Below are 22,333 nucleotides of genomic sequence, written 5' to 3'. Positions count from 1 at the left end.
AAAAAAGAGCTTACTTGTTACCCCAAGTAAGCTCTTATCTATTAACGAAGGAGTATTACCAGTTGTTTCCTGATACTTTAGTAACTGTAAAGTTTGGACTTCCACTTTGTCCGTAAATAGGAGCAACACCAGCATTATTTATCTTCACATTCGTAAAGCTTGCTTCTCCAACAGCTGGTCCTTGACCTTGTTCACCTCTAACTACAAGTTTGATACCATAACGTGATGGATTGTTAATGTTGACGTTCTCTACACGAACGTTTTGCATAGCAAGATTCTCTGGAGATTTTGTTTGGAACATTAAGCCAAAGTATACAGGATTATTAATGTCTACATTTTTCACTAAAATATTTTTGAACGTTCTATCTCCACCGAAGAACCAGATCGCTCCAAAGTTTTGATATTCATTAATTTTGTCATCTGCGCCGACACTAGTCCAGAAATCTCCACCTGTTCGATCTAATGTAACTCCGTCAATTACTGTATCCTTATCACCAAATCCTAATGTGTTGTAGCCGAAACTCAAGCTACTAATTGTAATCCCAGGGTAAGTTAATGTATCAGCCCCATAAAGATTTTGAAAAAGATTATCTGAGCCTCCGTATACGGCAAAAGCCGCAGCACGTCTTACATTAGTCGCCGTAAGATTGATGTACTTATTACCGACATTGTAGGACCCACCAGAATCAACTGCACTGAATATAGCGAAAGCATCATCTCCAGCACCTCTAGAATAGTTGTTATCAATGACATTGTAAGATGAACCGTTTGTCATATTAATTCCATCTGCGAATGTGTTCTTGATACGGTTGTCTTTGAATGTATTATAAGATGAGTTGACTCCCCAATATAAGCAGATGAAATGCTCTACCCAAACGTTTTGAACGGTTACATCTTGCATGCCATTACCATCGATGAATTTACCAGGACCATCTGTTCTGTAAATATAGTTACCCCATGCAGATAGATCTTTAATCGTCGAACCGTTAGCAGTAGAACCAATATTAAAACCGACATCCGTATTCGATTGATTTTGCGGTGCGACTAATTTGGTATGCCAAGGACCAGCACCGATGATTTCAGTTGAGCGTCCATACAAGAAAATTTTGCTGTTAATTGTCCACTCACCAGCAGGGATAAAGATACCTTTTTTCGTATTGTCTTGTCTGAATTCATTAAGCGCTTGCTCAATAGATTTTGTAGCAGAAACTTCAATATATTTACTTGGGTCTGGATTGGATACTGGAGGAGCAACATTTTCCGTTTCAATCATATCTAAGTAGATTGACGATACATCTCCTGCATCTTTTTGAATTTTGATTTTCGTTCCTACTGGATATACTTGATCAAGCATTAACTGTGAATCTTCATAGAGCCAGTAAGCCGTTAAGCCTGCCCCAGGACTATTGTCATAACCTAATCGACCAAGTGTACTTGGTGTCGCATAAACATAAGAGAACTTAGAGGTTACGTTAAATTTACCTTTACTTACACCATCAGCATAAATACTAACCGTTCCTGTCGTATTATCAGCAACAGCGTTACGAAGCACGAAGGCATTAGCAGGAGAAGTGAGCGTGAACTCTACATATTCACCTGTTGCATCAAGATGAACCGCGGAACGTCCAGAAGCTTCACCGGCAAAGTCACCAGGTTTGAAATTAGGAGTTAATCGTGTTCCATTCGTAGTATTAGAGACTGATTCTGCTTCAATAATAGTAAACGGCATATTAGCACCGCGACCTGAATAAAGACTGGACGTACTTGAATTGTTTGCTTGCTTAATACTTACTTCGTTAGCATCAGCTGCAACGGTAGCTGTTACAGAGTAACTACCATTAATGGCTGGCCATGTTCCCATATTGACATTGACAGATTGACCTACAGCTAATACGCCATTGTAAGTTCCATTAAACGTTTTGATCGTTGTACCTGCAGTATCTTGAAGAAGTAGAGTGATGGCGTGAGCTCCACTTGCAGAAGAAGAATTTCCTTGATTTTTAAGATTTACCGTAAATGTTACCGTATCGCCAAAGCTAGGATTACTCGGATTCCATGAAGTCGTTGTTATCAAATCGGAACTAAGAACTGGAGTGACAATTAACGAAGTCGCACTAGTGTAGCTGTTATTATTGGTGTTCTGCTCAACAATTAATTTGGTTTCATTAACTTTGGCGACAGTAGCATATGATCCAGCATTTTTCTTCCCTATATTTAATTGAACAGTTGTTGAAGCGCCAGCAATTAATGCAGATACTGGAGCAGATCCTACAAGATCATTACCTAGATAGAAATTGACTGTGCTAGCAGGAGAGTTAACATTCCCGATATTTTGAACAGTTGCATTTAGTGTAATGTTATCTGTTTCAATCGGAGATGTCGGTGTCCAAGTTAATGCTGTAATTGTTAGGTCTGGATTCGGCGCAGGAGTTCCGTATATTTCGAACTCAGCCACTTGTCCTGCAGGAGCACCTGAGTTAGTTGTAATGTTCAATCGAACTTCTTTCGCAGTAGCTACAACTGGAATTGTTACAGAGTTACCTGTTGTAGGATTAAAAGTATAGGATTGTGCGGAAAGAAGGTTTGTGAAGGATGCTGAGTTCTGAGTGTTGCCTAGTACTTGAATAGTTTGTGAGCGAGTAGCCCATGCACTAGAGGGATTCAACTTCACAACAATGGATGTAATGTTATGATTAGCTCCAAGATCAACAGTTAACTGACTTGGATTACTAGCGCCTTCCCAGTATGTTGCTGTACTGCCATCGTTGCCGTTCGTAGCTGCGAAAATATGAGCAGTAGAGTTGGATGTGATTGACTTACCAATAGCTAAGTTAGAACCAGTTGGAGGCGTAGGTGTTGGTGTTATTGTTGGTGTAGGTGTTGGAGTAGGGTTTGGTGTAGGTGTTGGCGTTGCTGTTGGAGTTGGTGTAGGGTCTGGTGTGGGTGTTGGTATTATCGTAGCACCATAGATTTCGAATTCGGAAAGTTGTGCAGCTGGCCAACCTGTGTTAGCTGTCATATTCAGAAGAACGAAGCGTGTGTTAGTTGCTGAAAAGTCGATCGTGACTGTATTGTTATTTATGGAAGGATTGAACGTATAGGTAGCAGAATTAATAATGTCAAAATATGTGGAGCCATCTGAGCTACCTTGTACCACTAATGTTTGAGTACGTGTTTCCCAACCTGTTGGCAGCTTCAGTGCAATTTGATCAATACTTTTGCTACTTCCTAGGTCGATTTGTACCCACTGTGGAAATGCGTTGTTTGTACTTTCCCAATATGTGCTGTGGTTATTGTCGTTGACATTGCTGGCTCCATATACATCGGCGAATCCACTAGCTGTAACAATCTTGCCTAGAGCTAGATTAGCCCCTCCTGCAGCTGATGATGATGATGGATACAATGCAATTTGTGATAACAATACAACTAATGATAGAAACAAGATGACATACGGATTTCTTTTTAATAATTCCCTTTTTGAGAACATAAAAAACCTCCTAGTCAGATAGTTTACCACGAATTAATACGCTTACATTTTTGCTCACTGAAATTATTCGTTCTGTTATCCACCTCCATAATCAAGTGATATCTCTAATTCTACAAATCTATTAACAATATGAGTTTCCAATTAGTTTAAAATTTGGAAACTATTTATATCCCTAGCATAAATCAGTTAACCAACTTTCTGAAGATGTAATACTACGAATATCATGTGTAATATTATTATATAGCAAATAAAAATCAAACAAAGTATGAAGGGTTATCTGGATAAGTGAAAGGAGTTGCTTCTACTCGAACTTTCCCAACATTTCTTTTAAATGGTAATATTAATTATGACAGATGATAGAAAAGGGAGAGTAGATTATTGTGACTCAGCAATTACTAATTAACAGCAATAATCAAAACCAATATCTTGCAGATTGTCAGCAATGTTTTGGTTTATGCTGTGTAGCGTTACCTTATGCAAAGTCAGCTGATTTTGCTTTTGATAAAGATAGTGGGTCACCTTGTAAAAATCTTCAAGCGGATTATCGTTGTGGTATCCACCAAAAATTAAGAAGTAGTGGCTTAAGAGGCTGTACAGTATATGAATGTTTTGGAGCAGGTCAGAAAGTTTCTCAAATGACTTATAACGGTAAGAGTTGGCGAGATAACCCAGAGTTAGCAAAGGAAATGTTCGATCTATTACCTATTATGCAACAACTGCATGAAATGCTTTATTACTTAACAGAATCGCTTAGCTTACAGGATGCAAAGCCTATTTATGCGGAAGTACAAAAGGCTATAGTAGAAACTGAAAGACTTACAAACCTCAATACGTTAACACTCCTAGAACTCCATGTACCGACTCATAGAGCATTTGTTAATGACTTACTGTTACAAACGAGTGAACTAGTACGCGCTAAAGTCAAAATAGGCACCCACAATAGCAAGCATAGTAAAAATATTAGAGGAAGAGATTGTATTGGTGCAAAGCTAAAAGGAGCTAATCTTAAAGGTAGTAATTTAAGAGGAGTACTATTTATTGCTGCGGATCTTAGACAAGCTGATATGAGAAAAGCAGATTTGATTGGTGCAGACTTAAGAGACGCAGATCTAAGCGGGGCTAATCTTATAGGCAGTATCTTTCTTACGCAAGCACAAGTCAATTCCGCTAATGGTAATAGTGAAACTCAATTGCCATCTGCTCTAACAATTCCAGATCATTGGTTAGATTAAATATGTCTATCGATCGCCGAATAGTGATAGATAGCTTTTACGTGTTGTTTTGATAACGCATACATGATAACGTAAGAGTGTAATAAAGCAATGATAATGGGTTGAAAATACTTTGGAGGTGGATAGATGAAAGCTCTATTTATTGGAGGAACAGGTACGATTAGTTCGGCAATTACAAAACAATTATTAGAACAAGGACATGAGTTATATTTACTGAATCGTGGGAACCGTAATAATGATTTGCCAGTAGGTGTTAATGTTATTCAAGCGGATATTAATAATGAAGAGCAAGTATCAAAGCTCATTGAGCATTTAGAGTTTGATGTTGTTACTGATTTTATAGCATTTGAACCAACACAATTGGAAAGAGATTATCGCTTATTTAACGGTAAAACAAAACAGTTTATATTTATTAGCTCAGCGTCTGCTTATCAGACACCACTATCTGATTATAGAATTACTGAGGGTACGCCATTATCCAATCCTTACTGGGAATACTCGCGTAATAAAATTGCTTGTGAAGAATATTTGATCAAGCAGTATCGTGACAATGGTTTCCCCATTACGATTATTAGACCAAGTCATACGTATGATGAACGCTCGATTCCACTAGGAGTACATGGTAGAAAAGGATCATGGCAGGTTGCTAAGCGTATGCTTGAGAATAAGCCAGTCATTATTCATGGTGATGGTACTTCTCTATGGACGATGACGCATAATAGAGATTTTGCAAAAGGTTTTATTGGGTTAATGGGTAATATTCATGCTATCGGAGAGTCTGTACATATTACGTCAGATGAATCAGTCACATGGAATCAAATCTATGAAATCATTGCTGATGCGCTTGGTGTGAAGCTAAATAGCGTCCACGTTTCATCACAATTTTTGGCAGCATGTGATGATGATTTTACTGGTGGATTATTAGGCGATAAGGCTAATTCTGTCGTTTTTGATAATTCTAAGCTTAAGAGACTTGTTCCTGAGTTTGTTGCAACAACCCGATTAGATCAAGGGATTAAGCAAACGATTGAATATATATTAGCTCATCCTGAGCATCAGACGGAAGACTTAGAATTCGATAGTTGGTGCGATAAAATTATTGGCGCTTTGAATACTGCTACGGAGTCGATAAAAAACAGCTAGGTCATAATAAATATCGGAAAGTGTGCTGAATGCGGCACACTTTTTTATTGGAAACGAATACAATAAAATGATCTGTAGCGGAATCTTAATTTTTGAAGTTAATTAGTCTCTGTCATGCAGTATTTTTATAATAAATTATGTCTATTATAATTAATAATTGATATGCCAAAATTTCAAAGATAGTGGCGAATTATAGGTTTTTCTATAGAGATTCAACAAGTATGAGAAGAATAGTTCGGTTCGTGTTATAATAGAAATCACTAGTATGTAATTCATCATTATGCCATAGCGGCGATGATTAAGGAGATTGAATTTTGAATAATAAAAACTATGAGGCTGTAAGTGAGCTTCCGGAAAATTTTGAAGAGCTTAAGAAAGCAGTTAATCGTACTGCTAACTGGAAAGATCGTTTGAATGCTGTTAATGAATTGGCCGGTTGGAACTCCGATGAGACAATTAAAGTTTTACAACATGTTATGACAGGCGATCAAGTATCTCAAGTTCGTGAAGCTGCATTCCGCACGCTGAAAAAAATGGGCGAAGATGTACAAATGCCAGCTAAAAACAAAGGTGAGCTATTTAAAAATCTTCGTAAGATTTTGCTAAGAATTAAGAAGAGTTTACCTGATGGTCATACATTCGAAGAGTTTAAAGAAAAGCTACAAAAAACTCGTGTAGATATTTATGATACTTACGAAGGCGATAAAGGCGAAGGCTTTGACGCTTGGCTTAAAGATATGTGGGAAACAACTACTAGTAAAAGAAGGTAATTGTTTCGTTAGGTAAGACATAGAGGGGAGCATGGATAATATCCATGCTCTTTTTTGTGTTGTTATAGGAATACAATTCATTCATCTTATTACCAAATTTATGTATAATTGAAAGAGTAATCAGTAATCTAATTTATAAATTTACAATGCATATGAAGTGTTAATTCGTGTTTGGGGGTAGAACTTTTGTTCAAAAACAATACAAAAATACTAATAGAAAATAAACTACAGCAACTAAATAGCTGTCTTCAACAAATTTTTAATAGTGAAAGAATAGCAATCAAAGCTGCAACTTGTGATGATATTGGTTATACCACTCTAAATTTCACAACAGCAGGAATTTATCATCTACATGGCGTTGTAATTGTTGAGGGTGAGCAAATGCCTTGGTCAATCATTTTGAAAATAATAAAGGCTGATAGTTTAGAGAAAGAAGAGAGCACACATCATAATTATTGGCAAAGAGAAGCATTGGTATATGAATCAAAGCTACTAGATGATCTTCCTAACTCTATTCGAGCGCCAAAGTGCTATCTTATTGAGGAGCAGCAAGATAATACGATTTGGATGTGGATGGAACGAGTAATCGGAAGATACGCTGAGAAAAGTGAGCATTTTGACTATATTGCCAGGCAACTAGGTCGTTTTAATGGGGATTATTTAACGACGAAGGAAATACCTAATCAAGAATGGATATGTAGAAATTGGTTAAGATCATGGATAACAGCAAGTAGAATGTATGCTCCGAGCCTGGAGGATTATTCGAACTCCTTACTTAATGATGAAGAACGTAATATATGGGATTGGTACCAAACTTTTAGTAATGAAATCGAACGCAACTTATTCTATCTCGAAAAATTGCCACGTGTACTAGCACATCAAGATATGAGTCAAATGAATATGTTTATAGTTGAAAATAGACAACTAGAAGATGAATTAGTGCTTATAGATTGGCAATTTATGAGTATCTCTGGTGTAGGTGAAGATTTAGCTAAGATGTTCGGTGTGAATATGAGTCAAGGAATCATTCCAACAGAGAAATATAATATATTTCAAGAAAATTTATATGAAGCTTATATTAATGGATTACACGATATGGGTTGGCAAGGTAATGAACAACAAGCTAGATATGGTTATTGTATTGGGACTGCATTGCGAAGTGTATGGGAGGTACCAAAGTACTTTACTTTAGCAGCTCAACTACAGAGTGATAAACTTAATCAACAATTACAAGACAGCGTAGCACAACTACGAGAAATAATAATCATACAGATGGCAATGGCTTATGAAGCTGAAAATTTGAAAGAGAACTTATTTGAAAGGATAACCCATTAAGAAATACAGAACATAGTGAGGGCACGCTTCGCTTGTTCTGTATTTTTTTGTTAATAATTCAATAAAAAAATTCAGTGTATCTTGTGTCTTTTTTGCAATATCGTTGTCTAATATAAGACGCGATCAAAGGGCTTAGGAGAAGAGGTGAAGATTTGGAAGATTTCTCGGACGTCTATAACGAATATGCACCCGGGGTATATCGTTTTTTGTTAACACTCACACGGAACGAGAATATGGCAGAGGAGATTACTCAAGAAACTTTCTATAGAGCATTTCGTCAAATTAATAACTTCAGAGGAGAAAGTTCACTCTATGGCTGGCTATGTCAGATTGCTAAAAATATATATTTCAATGAAAGTAAAAAGAACAAACGAACTACTGTAGCTATATCTGAACATGATACAGACTGTTCAGACGACTTCACAGTTCAATTAATGCATAAAGAGCAAGCTATTGTATTACATCAGATTTTACATGGACTACCGGATCCATACAAAGAAGTTTTTACACTTAAAATATTTGGTGAACTGAAATTTAGGGAAATTTCAGCTCTGTTTGGCAAGTCAGAGTCATGGGCAAAAATTACATATTATCGAGCTAAGGAACGTATTATCAATGAAATGGAGGAACAGCAATGAAAACAAATTGTAATATTATCTATGATCTACTCCCCTTATATATTGATGGGATATGTTCAGAAGAGAGTAAATCTTTAGTAGATGAACATTTACATGAATGTCCGAATTGTAGCAAGAGATATGCTGCTATGAATCAACATCTAACGGTTGCTGATTTCAATGATTCTGATGGGGAACCAGATTATAATAGTCAGGAAGAGCAACAGAAGATGCGAGACAATGCAGCTAGAAAGGTAATGAAACGAATAACACGAAAATGGAAATTGACTGTTCTTATAACGGTATTACTCATACCACTTATTTCTATTGGTTGGAATCAGTATCGGGGAGAGGGACTAAGTTATACCAATATGTATGATTATTATAGTGCTAGCAGAATGATGAAAGCTCTGGAGAATGAACAATATGAAAAAGCATTTTCTTATATTGATGTGAAATTCTATTATGATGATATTCAGAAGAGAATGGAAGAATCCAAAACGGCAACGATATCCAAAGAAGAGTTCCAATTAGTGGTTGAAGAAGCACTTTCTTATTATACAAATGGTGAAATAAGGATAGCTGAAGAAAAGTTTGATAATTGGATTATTGAAGCACAGAAAGAGAACATACGTATAAAAGAATTTTATGAGCAATCTCCATATGTAGATATGACTTATGATAAATTCTATTCGATTAGTAAAGCTAATTTCTTAGATAATATGAAAGATTGGGAGCAGCTCGGCTATCGTTTGAAAGGTCATAAAATACGGTCTGATAATACTCACAGAGACGATGATCTAACACAGTATAACTATAATATCTCTATCTCAAATGGAGAGGATACTAAAGAGTTTGGAGGCATCGATATATTCGGTAACAATGCTGGTCAGTTCCATATTGGTGGTGGGTTCCATGATTCGAAGCAAACGTCGCCTAAGTTATCTAGTTTCTTTCAAGCATTCAATATATTTGACTAAATTTACTAGCCTTTACTTAACTTTAACGTTAAATAAACATAGAGATGACAAATTCCCCCTATCATTGAGACTATCAATGTTAGGGGGAATTTATTCATGTACGCAGTTAAACATCGAAAAGGAATAGCTATTCTACTAATGGTAGCTATCATTTTCAGTATGGCGCCAGTTAGCATGAGCTATGCAAGTGAAAGCGACAAACCAGATCTACTAATTACAGAATTAGTGCCTGATTCAGCCAATGTAGCATCGAAAGATGCTTATGAATTTGTTGAAATATATAATAATACGGACGAGACAATTGAGTTCAAAGATTATGAACTACGTTATCGCTATGGTGCGACCGATACTCATTGGAATTTCGGAGCTTCTTACAGTAGTATGTTGATTCCTTCCCGAGAAGCTATCGTAATCTGGGTCCAAACTGTACCTGTGATAGGCGTTACGACTGAACAATTCAATAACAATTACAGTACGCAGCTTGTAGAAGGAACGAATCTATTCAAAATAATAACTACTGGTGGAATGGATAATGCTAATTCAAGAACGTTAGCTATAGTTGATCCAACAATCTTAGATGAGAATAGTAAAGGTACAGTTGTTTCTCAAGCAACATACGATAACGATGAGCAAACAAAACCGGACAAAGGTATTTTCTATCGTATGCCTAACGAGGGTGATAAAGCTATGGTTATGATGGACAATCCAGGTACAATTAACGCATCTCCTGGTAGTATCACTCCAGATCAATTATTACGACTTGACGAGGTTGTTACAGAGGTACCAATTGCATTGCAACATACTCCAAGTACGTACCGCTTGATCTCTACAAATGATTTTGTGATTGAGGCAGCGATTTCTAATGCTATTAATACAGTTGATGGAAAGGTATATTATAAATTCGATGATGAGACAGCTTATACAGAAATGGACATGGCGGGTACATTAACGCAGCAAAATACAACGATCGTAAGTAGCCAATTGATTTCGCACAACAAGCTAACGTACTACATAGAAGTAATAGCTGATAACCAAGCACCAATCGTAACTCCAATCTATGACATTACAATCGTTAATCTTGACGAAAATAGTGAAGAGACTCCAATTATGCTTGTAACAGAATTACTGCCGAATAGTAATAATGTAGGTGGAAGTGATGCTTATGAGTTTATTGAGATCTACAATAATACAGATGAAGATATTAATTTTAAGGATTACAAATTATATTATATCTATACCGATTCTGGAAGAACGGCTGACGTCGTTTGGGCTACACAGCAAGAGGATATTATTATTAAAGCAATGGACACGATGGTATTTTGGAATATTAACTCTGCGAATGGAAGCTTAACTGTGGCAGACTTTAATAAAGAATTTAAGACAAATCTAGTTGAGAATGAAAATATCGTTAAATTGTACAATGATGGACTAGCGAATGGTTCCAAACGTGGCATCGCAATCGGTACGAATACTCATCAAGATATTTCTGTAGCGTATTACGACGGTTCTCGTGGAAGTGTTGTTAACAAAGGCAGTCACTATCAGTATCAAGTTGGTAATACAGAAATGTTCGAATTTGCAGTAGGAACGATTGATGCTTCACCTGGATACGTATTACCGAATCAAGTACCAGCAGTTCCTATGAAAACTGATGAAGATAACGAAGAGCCTGTATTTACTAATCTAACTGAGGTTACTGAAGTTGATGAAATAACTGATCTTAAGATACAAGCTGAAGTTACAGATAATAAAAGTGTAAAATCAGTTGTTCTATATTATAAGACGGATCAAGACTCCACATATTCTAAACGTTATTTATACGATGAGAAAAGAACGAATCAATTTGCTTATACGGTCAATTCGACTGAATTTATTGGACGTAATGAAGTGACCTACTATTTCGAATACTCGGATGGTGCGAATAGCTTAACGTCTCCCATGAATACAGTAAATATTACGAAAAACGGAAACGATGATGGTACACGATTGAATGTTAATAACAATGAAATCATAAGTGGAACAACAACATTGAAAGCAGCTTCTGATACATTAACACCAGACGAATTACAACTATCCATTGATGGACAAGAAGTAGTTGATACTTATACAGCATTAGAATCTGAAGCATATTTTGTATTTGAAGCTACTGATGTCAACTATTACTTCAAAAACGGTGTGACGATGGGAACGGAGATTCTTCATACATTCCTTGATCCTATTAACACGTACACAACAATCAAAGTTCCAATTTCTGCAGAGCGATTAGCGCTTGGTAATAATGAAATTGCTGTTCGTGCAGGTACGAAGTCTGGTCCATTCGATGATCGTCCTGAAGAAAACAAAGATGATTTCAAAATTCGTAATGTACGTCTAATCTTAGCAGACGGTACAAATATTTATGACCCAGCTTACAATAATAAAGACACTATCATCAAAATGGGTGATAGTGCAGGTATGCATGAGGCAATTGAATTTAAGTTTGAGCTAACAAGTGACAATTTATTGGCACTTGCTTATGACTGGAACACGCTTGAAACAGAAGATGGCGAACATATTGTTAAAGTAGTAGTGGGTAATGAACAAGTTGAGAAAAATGTTATTGTTGATAATACTTCACCAACGATTGTTCCTTCGATTACTAATGATGAGGTATTACGTAGTGAGTTTACACTTGATGCAGTAGTTACAGATAACTATGCTGGAGTAAAATCAGTCGAGGCAACATTGAATGGTGACAGTATCGAGTTGCCATATGAGACTTCAACTGGAGCATTGGCTTCTGGAACATATTCATTTGCAGTTACTGCAACGGATACAGTAGGTAATCGCTCAGTAGAAACGGTCACATTTACAATCGATAATGATAACCCAAATTCAGTAAAACTTATTACTCCTCTATCTGGTAGTAAAAATGTTGGGCTATCACCAACATTAAAGGTTAAAGTTACTGATCCGCAAGAGGATCTGATGTCTGTCCTATTCAAACGTGGCTTCCATTATGATAGTCAACGGAAAGCTGGTTTTTCCGCATATTCCGGTTCATCGACTGTAGAGCCACCGAAGCAAAAAGTACCTTCAACTGAGACAAAGATGAATTCTTCGGCGTTGAAGGAAATTAGTGCAATTGATAGTAAATACTATACAACTGATGCTACCGAGCAGTTCCCTTACCAACGGTTTGAGATCAAGCTAGATTCTTCTGTTGTTGCTACGGATGAAGTTGAGATCAACTGGAAAGGTAATTCGTTAGAAGGAAGAAAAGTTAGCTTATACGCTTGGAATCCTACTGAGGGTAAATGGGATTTACTAGACAACTATGTTGCAGGACTAGAAGATTTTGAGCTAAACGCTAATGTTCATGCAGGAGATTATAATGATAATGGTGTCATTAATGTTATGGTACAAGATGAAAGACCAGTAACTGAGGATGAATATGATTTCTCCTTCGTATGGATGTCCGATACTCAATATTACTCAGAGAGCTACCCAGAAATTTATACAACTAACACGCAATGGATAGTAGATAATCAAGAAGAGATGGATATCCGTTATGTCATTCATACTGGGGATCTAGTTGATGATGCAGATCAACCGTATCAATGGGAAGCTGCGAATAATGCGATGGAAATTATCGAGAAAGCAAAAATTCCGTATGGTGTACTTGCAGGTAACCACGATGTTGGTCATCAAACTGGAGATTACTCTTACTATTGGGAACATTACGGAGAAGATCGCTTCAAAGATACAGAAACATATACATATGGTGGATCGTATCAAAATAACCGTGGTCACTATGACCTGATCTCCGCTGGTGGTATTGATTTCATTATGGTATATATGGGCTGGAATATCGGTGATGAAGAGATTGATTGGGTTGAACAAGTGGTGAAGGATCATCCCGATCGAAAAGCTATTCTATCATTCCATGAATATATGTTAGTTTCTAATAACCGTGCACCAATTGCCGATGAAATTTATGAAAGAGTCGTTGTTCCGTATCCTAACGTGATTGCTACTTTAAGTGGTCACTATCATGATGCAGAAACGCTTGTCGATGAAATCGATGATAATGGCGATGGAATTGCAGATCGTAAAGTATATCAAATGCTTGCAGATTATCAAGGCGCTGAAATGGGTGGATTAGGTTATATTCGTCTGTTGCAATTCGATCTAGATAATGATCAAATCCATGTTAAAACGTACTCACCATATTTGGATGATTATAATTACTATGATCCAACAGAATATCCTGGTAAAGATGAATTCGATATTGACGTAGACTTAGGTGTAATGAACAAACGAGTAGCGACTGACTATTTCGAAGTGAATATACACACAAAGCAAGTCATTGGTGAAGTTACCGATGTTGCTAGTGGGTCAGAAGCTTCAGTTCAATGGAATCAATTAAAGCAAGGTACAAACTATGAATGGTATGTTGAAGCAACGGATCAATTCTCAGGTAAAACAGTTTCACCAATTTGGAACTTTACAACAACGGGTGGTACAACGGGGACCGATCCATCAACACCAGCACCAACGCCAAATCCAAGTGAAACACCAGAAGCTTCAAATAATACGATTACGGTAAATCTTGAAGATGTTGCTTCCAAAGAGTCTGAAAAAACTTCTATTACTGTTAATCGTACAGATGGAAAACCAGTCGATGTTGTTGTAACGAGAGAAGCTATTTCGCAATTAGCTCAGAATGGGCATGATCTAGAAATTGTAGTAGTTGGGCAAACGATTACTATTCCTTCTTCAACTTGGAGTGGATTAGCTAGCGATGAGACGTTGAAAATTACAGTAGTATCGAAGGAACAACGAGGAACTACGGATAAATTAGCAAAAGAGTTCCTACATGCAAGTAATGTTCTAGATGTTAAGATGACAGCAACAAGTCTAGTCAATGTAGCTGAGTCTAGAGAAGTTGAAGGTAAGATGACACTTGAGTTCGATATTACTTCATTAGATGCTGATCTTGTAGGTATCTACCAACTAGTCGATGGTCAACCTGTCTATGTGGGGGGTAAAGTAGATGCTCAAACGATTCAAGTTGATGTTAAGCAATCAGGTCAATATTTTGTAGCAGAATACGTGAAGTCATTCCAAGATATTACCGACCATTGGGCAGAGCGCAGTATTTCCATTCTAGCGTCTAAGCATATCGTGAATGGAACTTCAGCAAATCATTACAGCCCAGCAACAGATGTTCAACGTGGAGATTTTACAACTGCTCTAATAAGATCATTAGGTATTTATGATCCACAAGCAAGTGAGCAATTTACAGATGTTAATGTTGATGCTTATTATGCTGGCTTTGTTACTGTAGCAAGTGAGCTTGGCATTGTTCAAGGAAGTAATAATGCATTCCGTCCAATAGATAAAGTTACACGTGAAGAAGCGGTCGTTATGTTAATGAGAGCATATCGTACTCTGAACCCGGATAAGACGGTAAATGTAGGAGAACAAGCAGACTTTACCGATATGGATGACGTATCGGAATGGGCAACGAAAGATATTCGTGAGGCGCAAGCATTATCCCTAATTCAAGGTAAGAATGGTCATAACGTTGATCCGAAAGGACAATTAACAAGAGCAGAATTAGCTCAGATGATCGTAAATTTTCTTGCTATAACAAATAAATAAGCGGAAGTTAGCTTCATGATAAATGCACTTCTATTGGTTGGAAAATTCTAACCAGTGGAGGTGCTTTTTTGTTAGATGAAAATGTGATTCTAATTACCTATGAAATAATGCTCGGATTACCCTAAATGACTATTGTAAATGTTAATATTAAATTATAACATTTTCATTAAGGAAGGTGCTGATTCGCGCTTCCTTTTATTACAACAAGATATGAAAGCGCTAACATACTTGTACACGAAGGTGGTGGTTACTAATTTGATCGTAGTAATAAAATTCTGTAGTACAAAGGAGAATTGATGAAATGATGAAGATCAGTTCAAAAAGATCAAAGCTCACTATATTACTTTTATCGTTAATGTTGCTACTCAGTGTGGTTTTTCCTGTTAATGCTGCAACATGGAATTTGACAGGGGACACGAATGTACATGATCCTGCTTACATTGTAGAAAATGGTACGGGAACACGTTGGGTATTCAGTACTGGGGAAGGGATTCAAGTATTGTATTCTACAGATGGCGTAAACTATAAACGTTCAGGGAAAATTTTCAATTCAAGACCTTCGTGGTGGAGTAACTATGTTCCGAATCATACAGGTCTTGATGTATGGGCTCCAGATATTTACTACTATAATGGTACGTATTACTTATACTATTCCATATCTACTTTTGGGTCCAAAATATCAGCTATTGGGCTAGTAACGACAACCTCTATTTCAGGTGGAGTATGGACGGATAAAGGGATGGTAACGTATTCTAATAACTCTACAAATTACAATGCAATTGATGCCAATATTACACAAGCAGCAAATGGTGCGTTATGGATGGTATTTGGATCATGGAGTAATGGCATATATATTACATCCATTAGTTCTTCTACAATGAAGCCGACAGGAAACTCCTATCGCATTGCTACAAAATCGGGTGGTATTGAAGGTCCGAGCTTAGTGTATAACAGCAATACAGGTTACTACTATTTATTTGTGTCAATCGGCGTATGCTGTTCGGGAACGAGTAGTACTTACAAAGTTGCCGTTGGTCGATCCACGAGCCCAACAGGCCCTTATTATGATAAGAACGGTATTGATATGAAGAATGGAGGGGCATCTGTTATTGATAGTGGTAATGGTGCTTGGGTCGGACCAGGTGGTCAGGATGTATATGGTACTAATGTTATTGCCCGACATGCATATAGTGTAGCTGAAAATGGTGCACCTAAGCTATTAATAAGTGATTTGTATTGGGATTCAAATGGTTGGCCGTATTATTGATTGAGACTGGGCATTATTAATATTACTACGTCATAAAAAAGTAAGCCTACTAGGTCTGTACGTTGGTAACGTCATTGACATAGTAGGCTTATTCTCTTTCGTTATACGTTATTAAGCTAAGCTAGAATCACTGTTCCAAAGCAGAAACTTGTTCAGCTGACAGTGCATAGTCAAAGATTTTAAGATCATCAACAATTCCTTTTGCTGGCGCATCCCAGTAGTTCACACCTAGAGCGACCGTTGTTGTATCACTAGTAAATAGATTTTTGAAATTGTTGAAGCTTTTAACAAGTGTATTGCCATAATAGATAGAAGCTGTTCCGTTATTAACGGTAATAGTAACTTGAACCCATTCTGTAGTAGAGAACTTTTGATCCGTAGATCCATCAAACCAGTCTGCAGTACCGCTTGCTCCGGTGTTGTTTGCCCAAAGGAATGCATTTCCATTGGTATGATCTGCTCCTCCAGGAACAAAGCTTAACCATTGATCATTTTTATGAAAAGCAAAGAATAGAGCACTGTATCGATCTAATGTATTCATCTTCACATTAAAACGAATACTGTAGGTCTGATCATTAAAGTAATAGTTGGGTAGTAGAACACCATGTGAACCGTCTAATACAATACCTTGACCGTTATCGAATACGGGAGTATCTGTAGTATTGATATTAATTCTGTTACCTATATAAGTAGCCGATTGACTACCGGTAACTGCAATATTGTTCATATTTTCATTAAAGTTAAAGTGTGCGATCTCACCTTCAACGACATGTAGCTCATAACTAGTACTAACATTTCCACCATCAGTTGAAGTAGCTGTAATGGTTGTTGTACCAATACTTACACCAGTAACCGTTCCAGTTACTGAATTAACAGTAGCAATAGAAGAATCTGCAGTTGACCATTTTAGTTGCTTATTGTTAGCAACAGTTGGTGACACTGTAATGTTTTTCGGTGTAAATGTTTGCTCAAGTGAAATGATTTTCTCGCTTACAGCTAATTGAATCGTTGTAACCTTACTATCGCTAGTAAGCATTGCATTAATTTCCTGTTGTGAAAGTACACCGGTATATACTTCCAACTCATCGATATATCCTTTAAAAGGAGTGTCCCAATAGTTAACTGCTAAAGAAAAGATATTATCTGCATCACTAGAGAATAGATCAGGTAGGCTTTGGCTGCTATGTAGCAGTTTGCCATTAATATATATTCTCAAGTAGCCTTCTTCTACCGTAAAGGCAACATGACTCCAATCATTAAGAGCAATGTTTGTATTGGTACGAGCATCAAACCATGCTACAGGTGCTTCTTGATGATACCAAAGCATCGTATTATCAATTGCATTACCTTTAGGGAGCAAACTAATCCAATGATTCGCATCCTCCCCTGCAAAAAATGCGGTAGTGAATGAAGTTAGTTGTTCTGGTTTCAACCAAAGGGATACAGAGTAAGTATCACTATTGATTAGATCCGAAGGAAGAACTACTCCACTTCCCCCGTCGAAATAAGCAGCTTTTCCAAAAAATCCTGATCCATAGTTCATATATCCTTTACCGATATCTGTAATCTTTCCACCGACAACTGTTCCTTGTTTACTAACGTTTTGACTATCGATCAAGTTATCCTCGAAAGAATACTTTGCTGTTAGCAGGGAAGCTTCAGTAGGTTTTACAGTTACATCAATTGCTTTAGTATATGTCTCTCCATCGACAACATAGCTAGCTGTTAATGTCACTGCTGTATCATCATCGGAAGTTGGTCTAGTGACCAAACCGTTATCACTAATTACAGCAGAATTAGAAGAAGACCAGCTCACAGCGATATTTCTCGTAGCTTTTGCAGGTAATATTAGATTAGCAATAATGTTACTTGTAGGAGTGACTGTAATATCATCTAAAATATCTTGAGCAAGATTATTAGTTCCTCGCAATTGACTTCCCCAAATACTCTTACCTTCATTATTCATCGCTGTAAATGCCATCACGTATGCTTGTGATGCTGAATCCCATTGTTCGATAAATGCTCCTGTATATACGCTACCATTAACTGTGAGTCTTACAGTGTAGTCATGGATTAATTCCCATGTCCCAGTAATTGCACCTGTTATTGATTTGTCTACATTCAATGTAATGTAGGTGGATGTATGAACAGTTTTGGAGCTATCTTGTTCATGATTAATATATTTATAATCGCCAACTATATCGCTCTCAGTAACCGCTTGAAGTGATTCTCCTGCGTAACGATAAGGTGTAGCAATTAGCCAATTATCTTCAGTCATTACAAGTTGGTGAGTTCTTAACTCGAAGCCATCTACTTGCTGTGAGAAGCGAGTGTGGAAGACAACAAATCGTTCGCCAGTTTCGTCATCAATATAGACTGAGTTATGACCTGGAGATACATATTGAATACCTGAGCCGCTACCTTGTTCTCCAATATTTCGTTCAAAGTTATAATGTCCCATAATTTTATTACCAATGGAGTCGTGAACTGAAGTTGCAGTTAGAACTGCACTATCGCCATTAGCATCAACAAATGGTCCATTTGGAGATTTTGAACGGAATACACGCATATTGTATTCTCCATCAATACCTAACCATCCATAAGTAACGAATAAGAAGAAGTATTCTGACTGTTCATCATATTCGACATAAGGTCCTTCTCCAGATTTACCATAACCTCCAGCGATTTTGGTGCCAAAGTAACGATCGACAATTCTACCATCAGAGGTCGTACTATCGGTCCCAGGATATTTAGCTGACCCTGTTGCAGGATCAATCTCTAATGCGAAAATTCCACCTGACCATGAGCCATATGACATCCAAAGTTTACCTTCAGTGTCACGGTATAGATTGGCATCAATGGCATTAGGGTATGTGCTATTGTTATAAGATCCATCACCCTTAAACCAGCTAGAATTTACATCTCCGATGATATCATTTTCTATTAGTTTAGCTAGATTAGTGTTTTCCCAATGTTTATTAATGACACTTTTAGCATCATAATCTTCCTTGTTAGTAAAGCCAGAGTACATAATCGTTTCGACATATTGATATGGACCTTCTATGTTTTGCGATGCGGCCACACCGATAGCTGAACGAATAGCAGTAGATGAGACGCTATAATACATTAAGTAAGCGCCTTTTGTACCATCGCGATTATCATATTCATCTACCCACATAATATCTGGTGCCCACACAGAAAAGCCACCAAGATTGTCGGCATCATTTTCTCCTGCCCAAGCAAAAGATTCTTTTAGATTGTCTGAAAGATTACCGAAAAGTTGATTATTAGATGTAGCATAACCATTCGTGAATCGATCCCAGCTCATTAAGTCAGATGATTTTGCAGCTTCAATATGAGAACCGAAAACATAATATTCGCCTTCTTTTGATTTAATAATAGAAGGATCATGTATACTAACTTCTTGGAACGTAGGTGGAACTGGTGTAGCAGTTGGCTCAGGGGTAACTGTTGGTTTTGGTGTAGCAGTAGGTTCAGATGTTGCCGTTGGATTAGGTGTAGCAGTAGGAGTTGGAGTTGGTTTCTTAGTTGGACTAGGTGTTGATTCAGGTACAGTCGACGGTGTTGCTGTCTCTTCTGGAACAGAAGGAGCAGTAACTTGTGGTTGTAGTAATACTTGATTCCCAATTGTTGAAGATTTTAGTGTAATAAATGTACCAGCGATATAGCTGAACAACGTACCTAAAGTGTTAGTATTTTCAATAGTGATATTGCCTTTCGCCGCAGCACCAGTAACATAGATGTTACCTGTAAGGTCACTATTAATGATGGTTACATCGGGACTAGCGATAATAATGTTTTTTTCAGTAAGATTTGAATATACTCCTGGTTTTGTAATAATGATTGGTGCAATATTATTAAGCATTGTAATAAATTCTGCTAGGGTTACCGATTTTTCTGGTTTGAAAGTTTGATCAGGATAACCTTTAATATATTGATCGTGTAACAATGCTCCTACAGCAGCAATGCTCCAATTCTTAAGTTTATCTGAATCTATCAATTTGTCTAATCCATAGGTTTGACCAACTAACTGAAACACTCGTTGTAGAATAACAGCTACTTCTTCTCTTGTAACAGCTTGATCTGGGTGGAAACTACCATCACCATAACCTTTAATATAACCAGCTGTAGCTGCAATATTAACTTGTTTACTAGCCTCAGAGTTTTTTTCTAGATCTGAGAATAATAGATCACTTATTATCGTGAGATTGAAAACCTTATTAACGATTGTGATAACTTCAAGGCGAGTCATTGCTTTATTTGGCTCGCTTGTATCGGATATGAAATCTTGTTGTTTCCATTTGTCTAATTCTGCAGATGCCCAATGATTATTGATACTACTAGGTGAAGCTAGTGCTACAGTAGGTAAGCATAACAATATTGCTAATAATGCACAGAGTATAGGGGAAAACGATTTGAACTTCATTTGATAAAACCTCCTCTTATAATTTGTAGAGCATTGTGCGTTGGTACAAAGGTATTACAATAATCACCTCCTACATTAATAAAGCGTTTTCATTTTGTTGATGTTGTAACATATCTGTTCTTTGATGTGCTAATAAAAACATATAACGCTGATTCAAATAATGTTGACTGAAGAAGTTGCTTACTTAGATGGTTACTGATGAAAGGAACGATTGTTCACAATGTGGGAAGAGGGATGGAATAACTAATGTTTAAAACTTAATATTTACATTAATTATTAGTGTATACATTAATGTAAATATATAAGATGATTATTTTTTCGTCAAGAACAACTTTTTCAAGTTGAAAATAAGAGGTGGAAAATTAAATGAGGGAAGGGATTTATGTAATTAGCTGCGTTAACAGAAAAAAACATAATTAGCTTTTGGAATGAATAGTTTTAGAGTGTCGGAATTATTAACTGATGCTTCCGATGTACTTTTTGTTTATTAAGACGCTCATCAAGATGCTACAAAAAGTTTTAGGAGGGATGGAGAAGATGGCAGTAAGCTATATGGATTTCACCTCACCCAATACGCAATACTTTTTTGATATTAATAATAGTAGGTTTTTCACGAAGAACCAGGGAAATTATATTAATGCACTAGGCGTAGATCAATTAAATACACTAGGAAACGTTTCATTACTTGATATTTACTTAACAAGCAGCAATGTTGTTGAGCCCCATACTCATCAGAATGCAACTGAGTTAGTATATTGTGTAGCGGGATCGGCAATTGTCTCTATACTTAACCCATTTACTAAAGTTGTGCTTGAATATGTTATTAGTCCAAGTCAAGTTGCGAATGTTCCTCAAGGGTGGGTTCATTGGATTATTGCAACCGTTGATCACACACATCTTATTGCAATTTTTGATGCTCCAGTTCCAGAATTTATTCCGGTATCAGATTTTCTTAGACTTGCTCCTCGAGATCTGTTAGCTCATACGTATTGTCTGAATGAGGAGGATTTAACGCAAGTTCTTGCACCAATTAAGAGTACTGTAGTTATTGGACCTCCTGCAGATTGTGAACAACAAGGACACACTCGTCAACAGAACAATGCTCATATCCATGCAAATCTATCTCCTCCATTACAACGTCAGCGAAACTTACCCCCAAATCGGAATCAGAATCGTTTTATTATTGGCAATGGTCGCAAACATGAATAATAACAAGATATAACAATAAAGGGTACTACGAAAACTAAATAGCGAGCCTATTATCATTGGAAATGAAAATGGGCTCGCTATTTTTGTGTAACTATAACTATATTAAGAATGCAGATGAATATCGGTGAAAAGTATGACGATACTATCGATTTAAAGGATTGTATCGGCTATTTAATTTACTATATAACATGGTATGATAA

Annotated in this window: 11 protein-coding genes; 9 read left to right on the top strand and 2 right to left on the bottom strand. The window is 36.9% G+C overall.

The window, feature by feature from the left end; genetic code table 11:
• Positions 1-55: 55 nt before the first annotated feature.
• Complete coding sequence (locus NV377_RS08480) at positions 56-3,487, bottom strand: galactose-binding domain-containing protein (RefSeq protein WP_258200767.1); 3,432 nt, start codon at positions 3,485-3,487, stop codon at positions 56-58.
• Positions 3,488-3,867: 380 nt separating this feature from the next.
• Between NV377_RS08480 and NV377_RS08475 the strand changes: the two genes are divergently transcribed.
• From NV377_RS08475 to NV377_RS08440, 8 genes are all read left to right on the top strand, one after another.
• A complete protein-coding gene (locus tag NV377_RS08475; protein WP_258200766.1) occupies positions 3,868-4,719 on the top strand; it encodes a pentapeptide repeat-containing protein in 852 nt (283 codons plus the stop codon).
• A 126-nt stretch (positions 4,720-4,845) separates the two neighbouring features.
• A complete protein-coding gene (locus NV377_RS08470; protein ID WP_258200765.1) occupies positions 4,846-5,862 on the top strand; it encodes an SDR family oxidoreductase in 1,017 nt (338 codons plus the stop codon).
• 314 nt (positions 5,863-6,176) lie between these two features.
• The gene (locus tag NV377_RS08465) at positions 6,177-6,632 is read left to right on the top strand and encodes a HEAT repeat domain-containing protein (protein WP_258200764.1); all 456 of its coding nucleotides are present in this window, start codon (positions 6,177-6,179) and stop codon (positions 6,630-6,632) included.
• Positions 6,633-6,818: 186 nt separating this feature from the next.
• A complete protein-coding gene (locus NV377_RS08460) occupies positions 6,819-7,967 on the top strand; it encodes a phosphotransferase (protein WP_258200763.1) in 1,149 nt (382 codons plus the stop codon).
• Between the two features lie 152 nt (positions 7,968-8,119).
• Positions 8,120-8,605 (top strand): RNA polymerase sigma factor, encoded by a 486-nt coding sequence (locus NV377_RS08455; RefSeq protein WP_258200762.1) that lies wholly within the window; start codon positions 8,120-8,122, stop codon positions 8,603-8,605.
• Positions 8,602-9,564: a zf-HC2 domain-containing protein gene (locus NV377_RS08450; protein WP_258200761.1), complete on the top strand. Its 963-nt coding sequence runs from the start codon at positions 8,602-8,604 to the stop codon at positions 9,562-9,564. The genes NV377_RS08455 and NV377_RS08450 overlap by 4 nt, the downstream gene beginning before the upstream one ends.
• A gap of 96 nt (positions 9,565-9,660) precedes the next feature.
• Entirely contained in the window at positions 9,661-15,210 is a 5,550-nt protein-coding gene (locus NV377_RS08445; RefSeq protein WP_258200760.1) for an S-layer homology domain-containing protein, read from the top strand.
• 301 nt (positions 15,211-15,511) lie between these two features.
• On the top strand, positions 15,512-16,477 hold the full coding sequence (locus tag NV377_RS08440) for a family 43 glycosylhydrolase (protein WP_258200759.1): 966 nt from the start codon (positions 15,512-15,514) through the stop codon (positions 16,475-16,477).
• A 127-nt stretch (positions 16,478-16,604) separates the two neighbouring features.
• Here NV377_RS08440 and NV377_RS08435 read toward each other — a convergent pair whose 3' ends face one another.
• Entirely contained in the window at positions 16,605-20,924 is a 4,320-nt protein-coding gene (locus tag NV377_RS08435) for a LamG-like jellyroll fold domain-containing protein (RefSeq protein WP_258200758.1), read from the bottom strand.
• Positions 20,925-21,461: 537 nt separating this feature from the next.
• On the opposite strand from NV377_RS08435, the gene NV377_RS08430 reads away from it, so the two are divergent.
• Positions 21,462-22,133 carry a cupin domain-containing protein gene (locus NV377_RS08430; protein ID WP_258200757.1) on the top strand — a complete coding sequence of 224 codons (672 nt, stop codon included), beginning with the start codon at positions 21,462-21,464 and terminating at the stop codon, positions 22,131-22,133.
• Positions 22,134-22,333: the final 200 nt, after the last annotated feature.

This window comes from Paenibacillus endoradicis, assembly GCF_024721975.1.
This window is presented reverse-complemented; position numbering and strand designations above follow the sequence as displayed.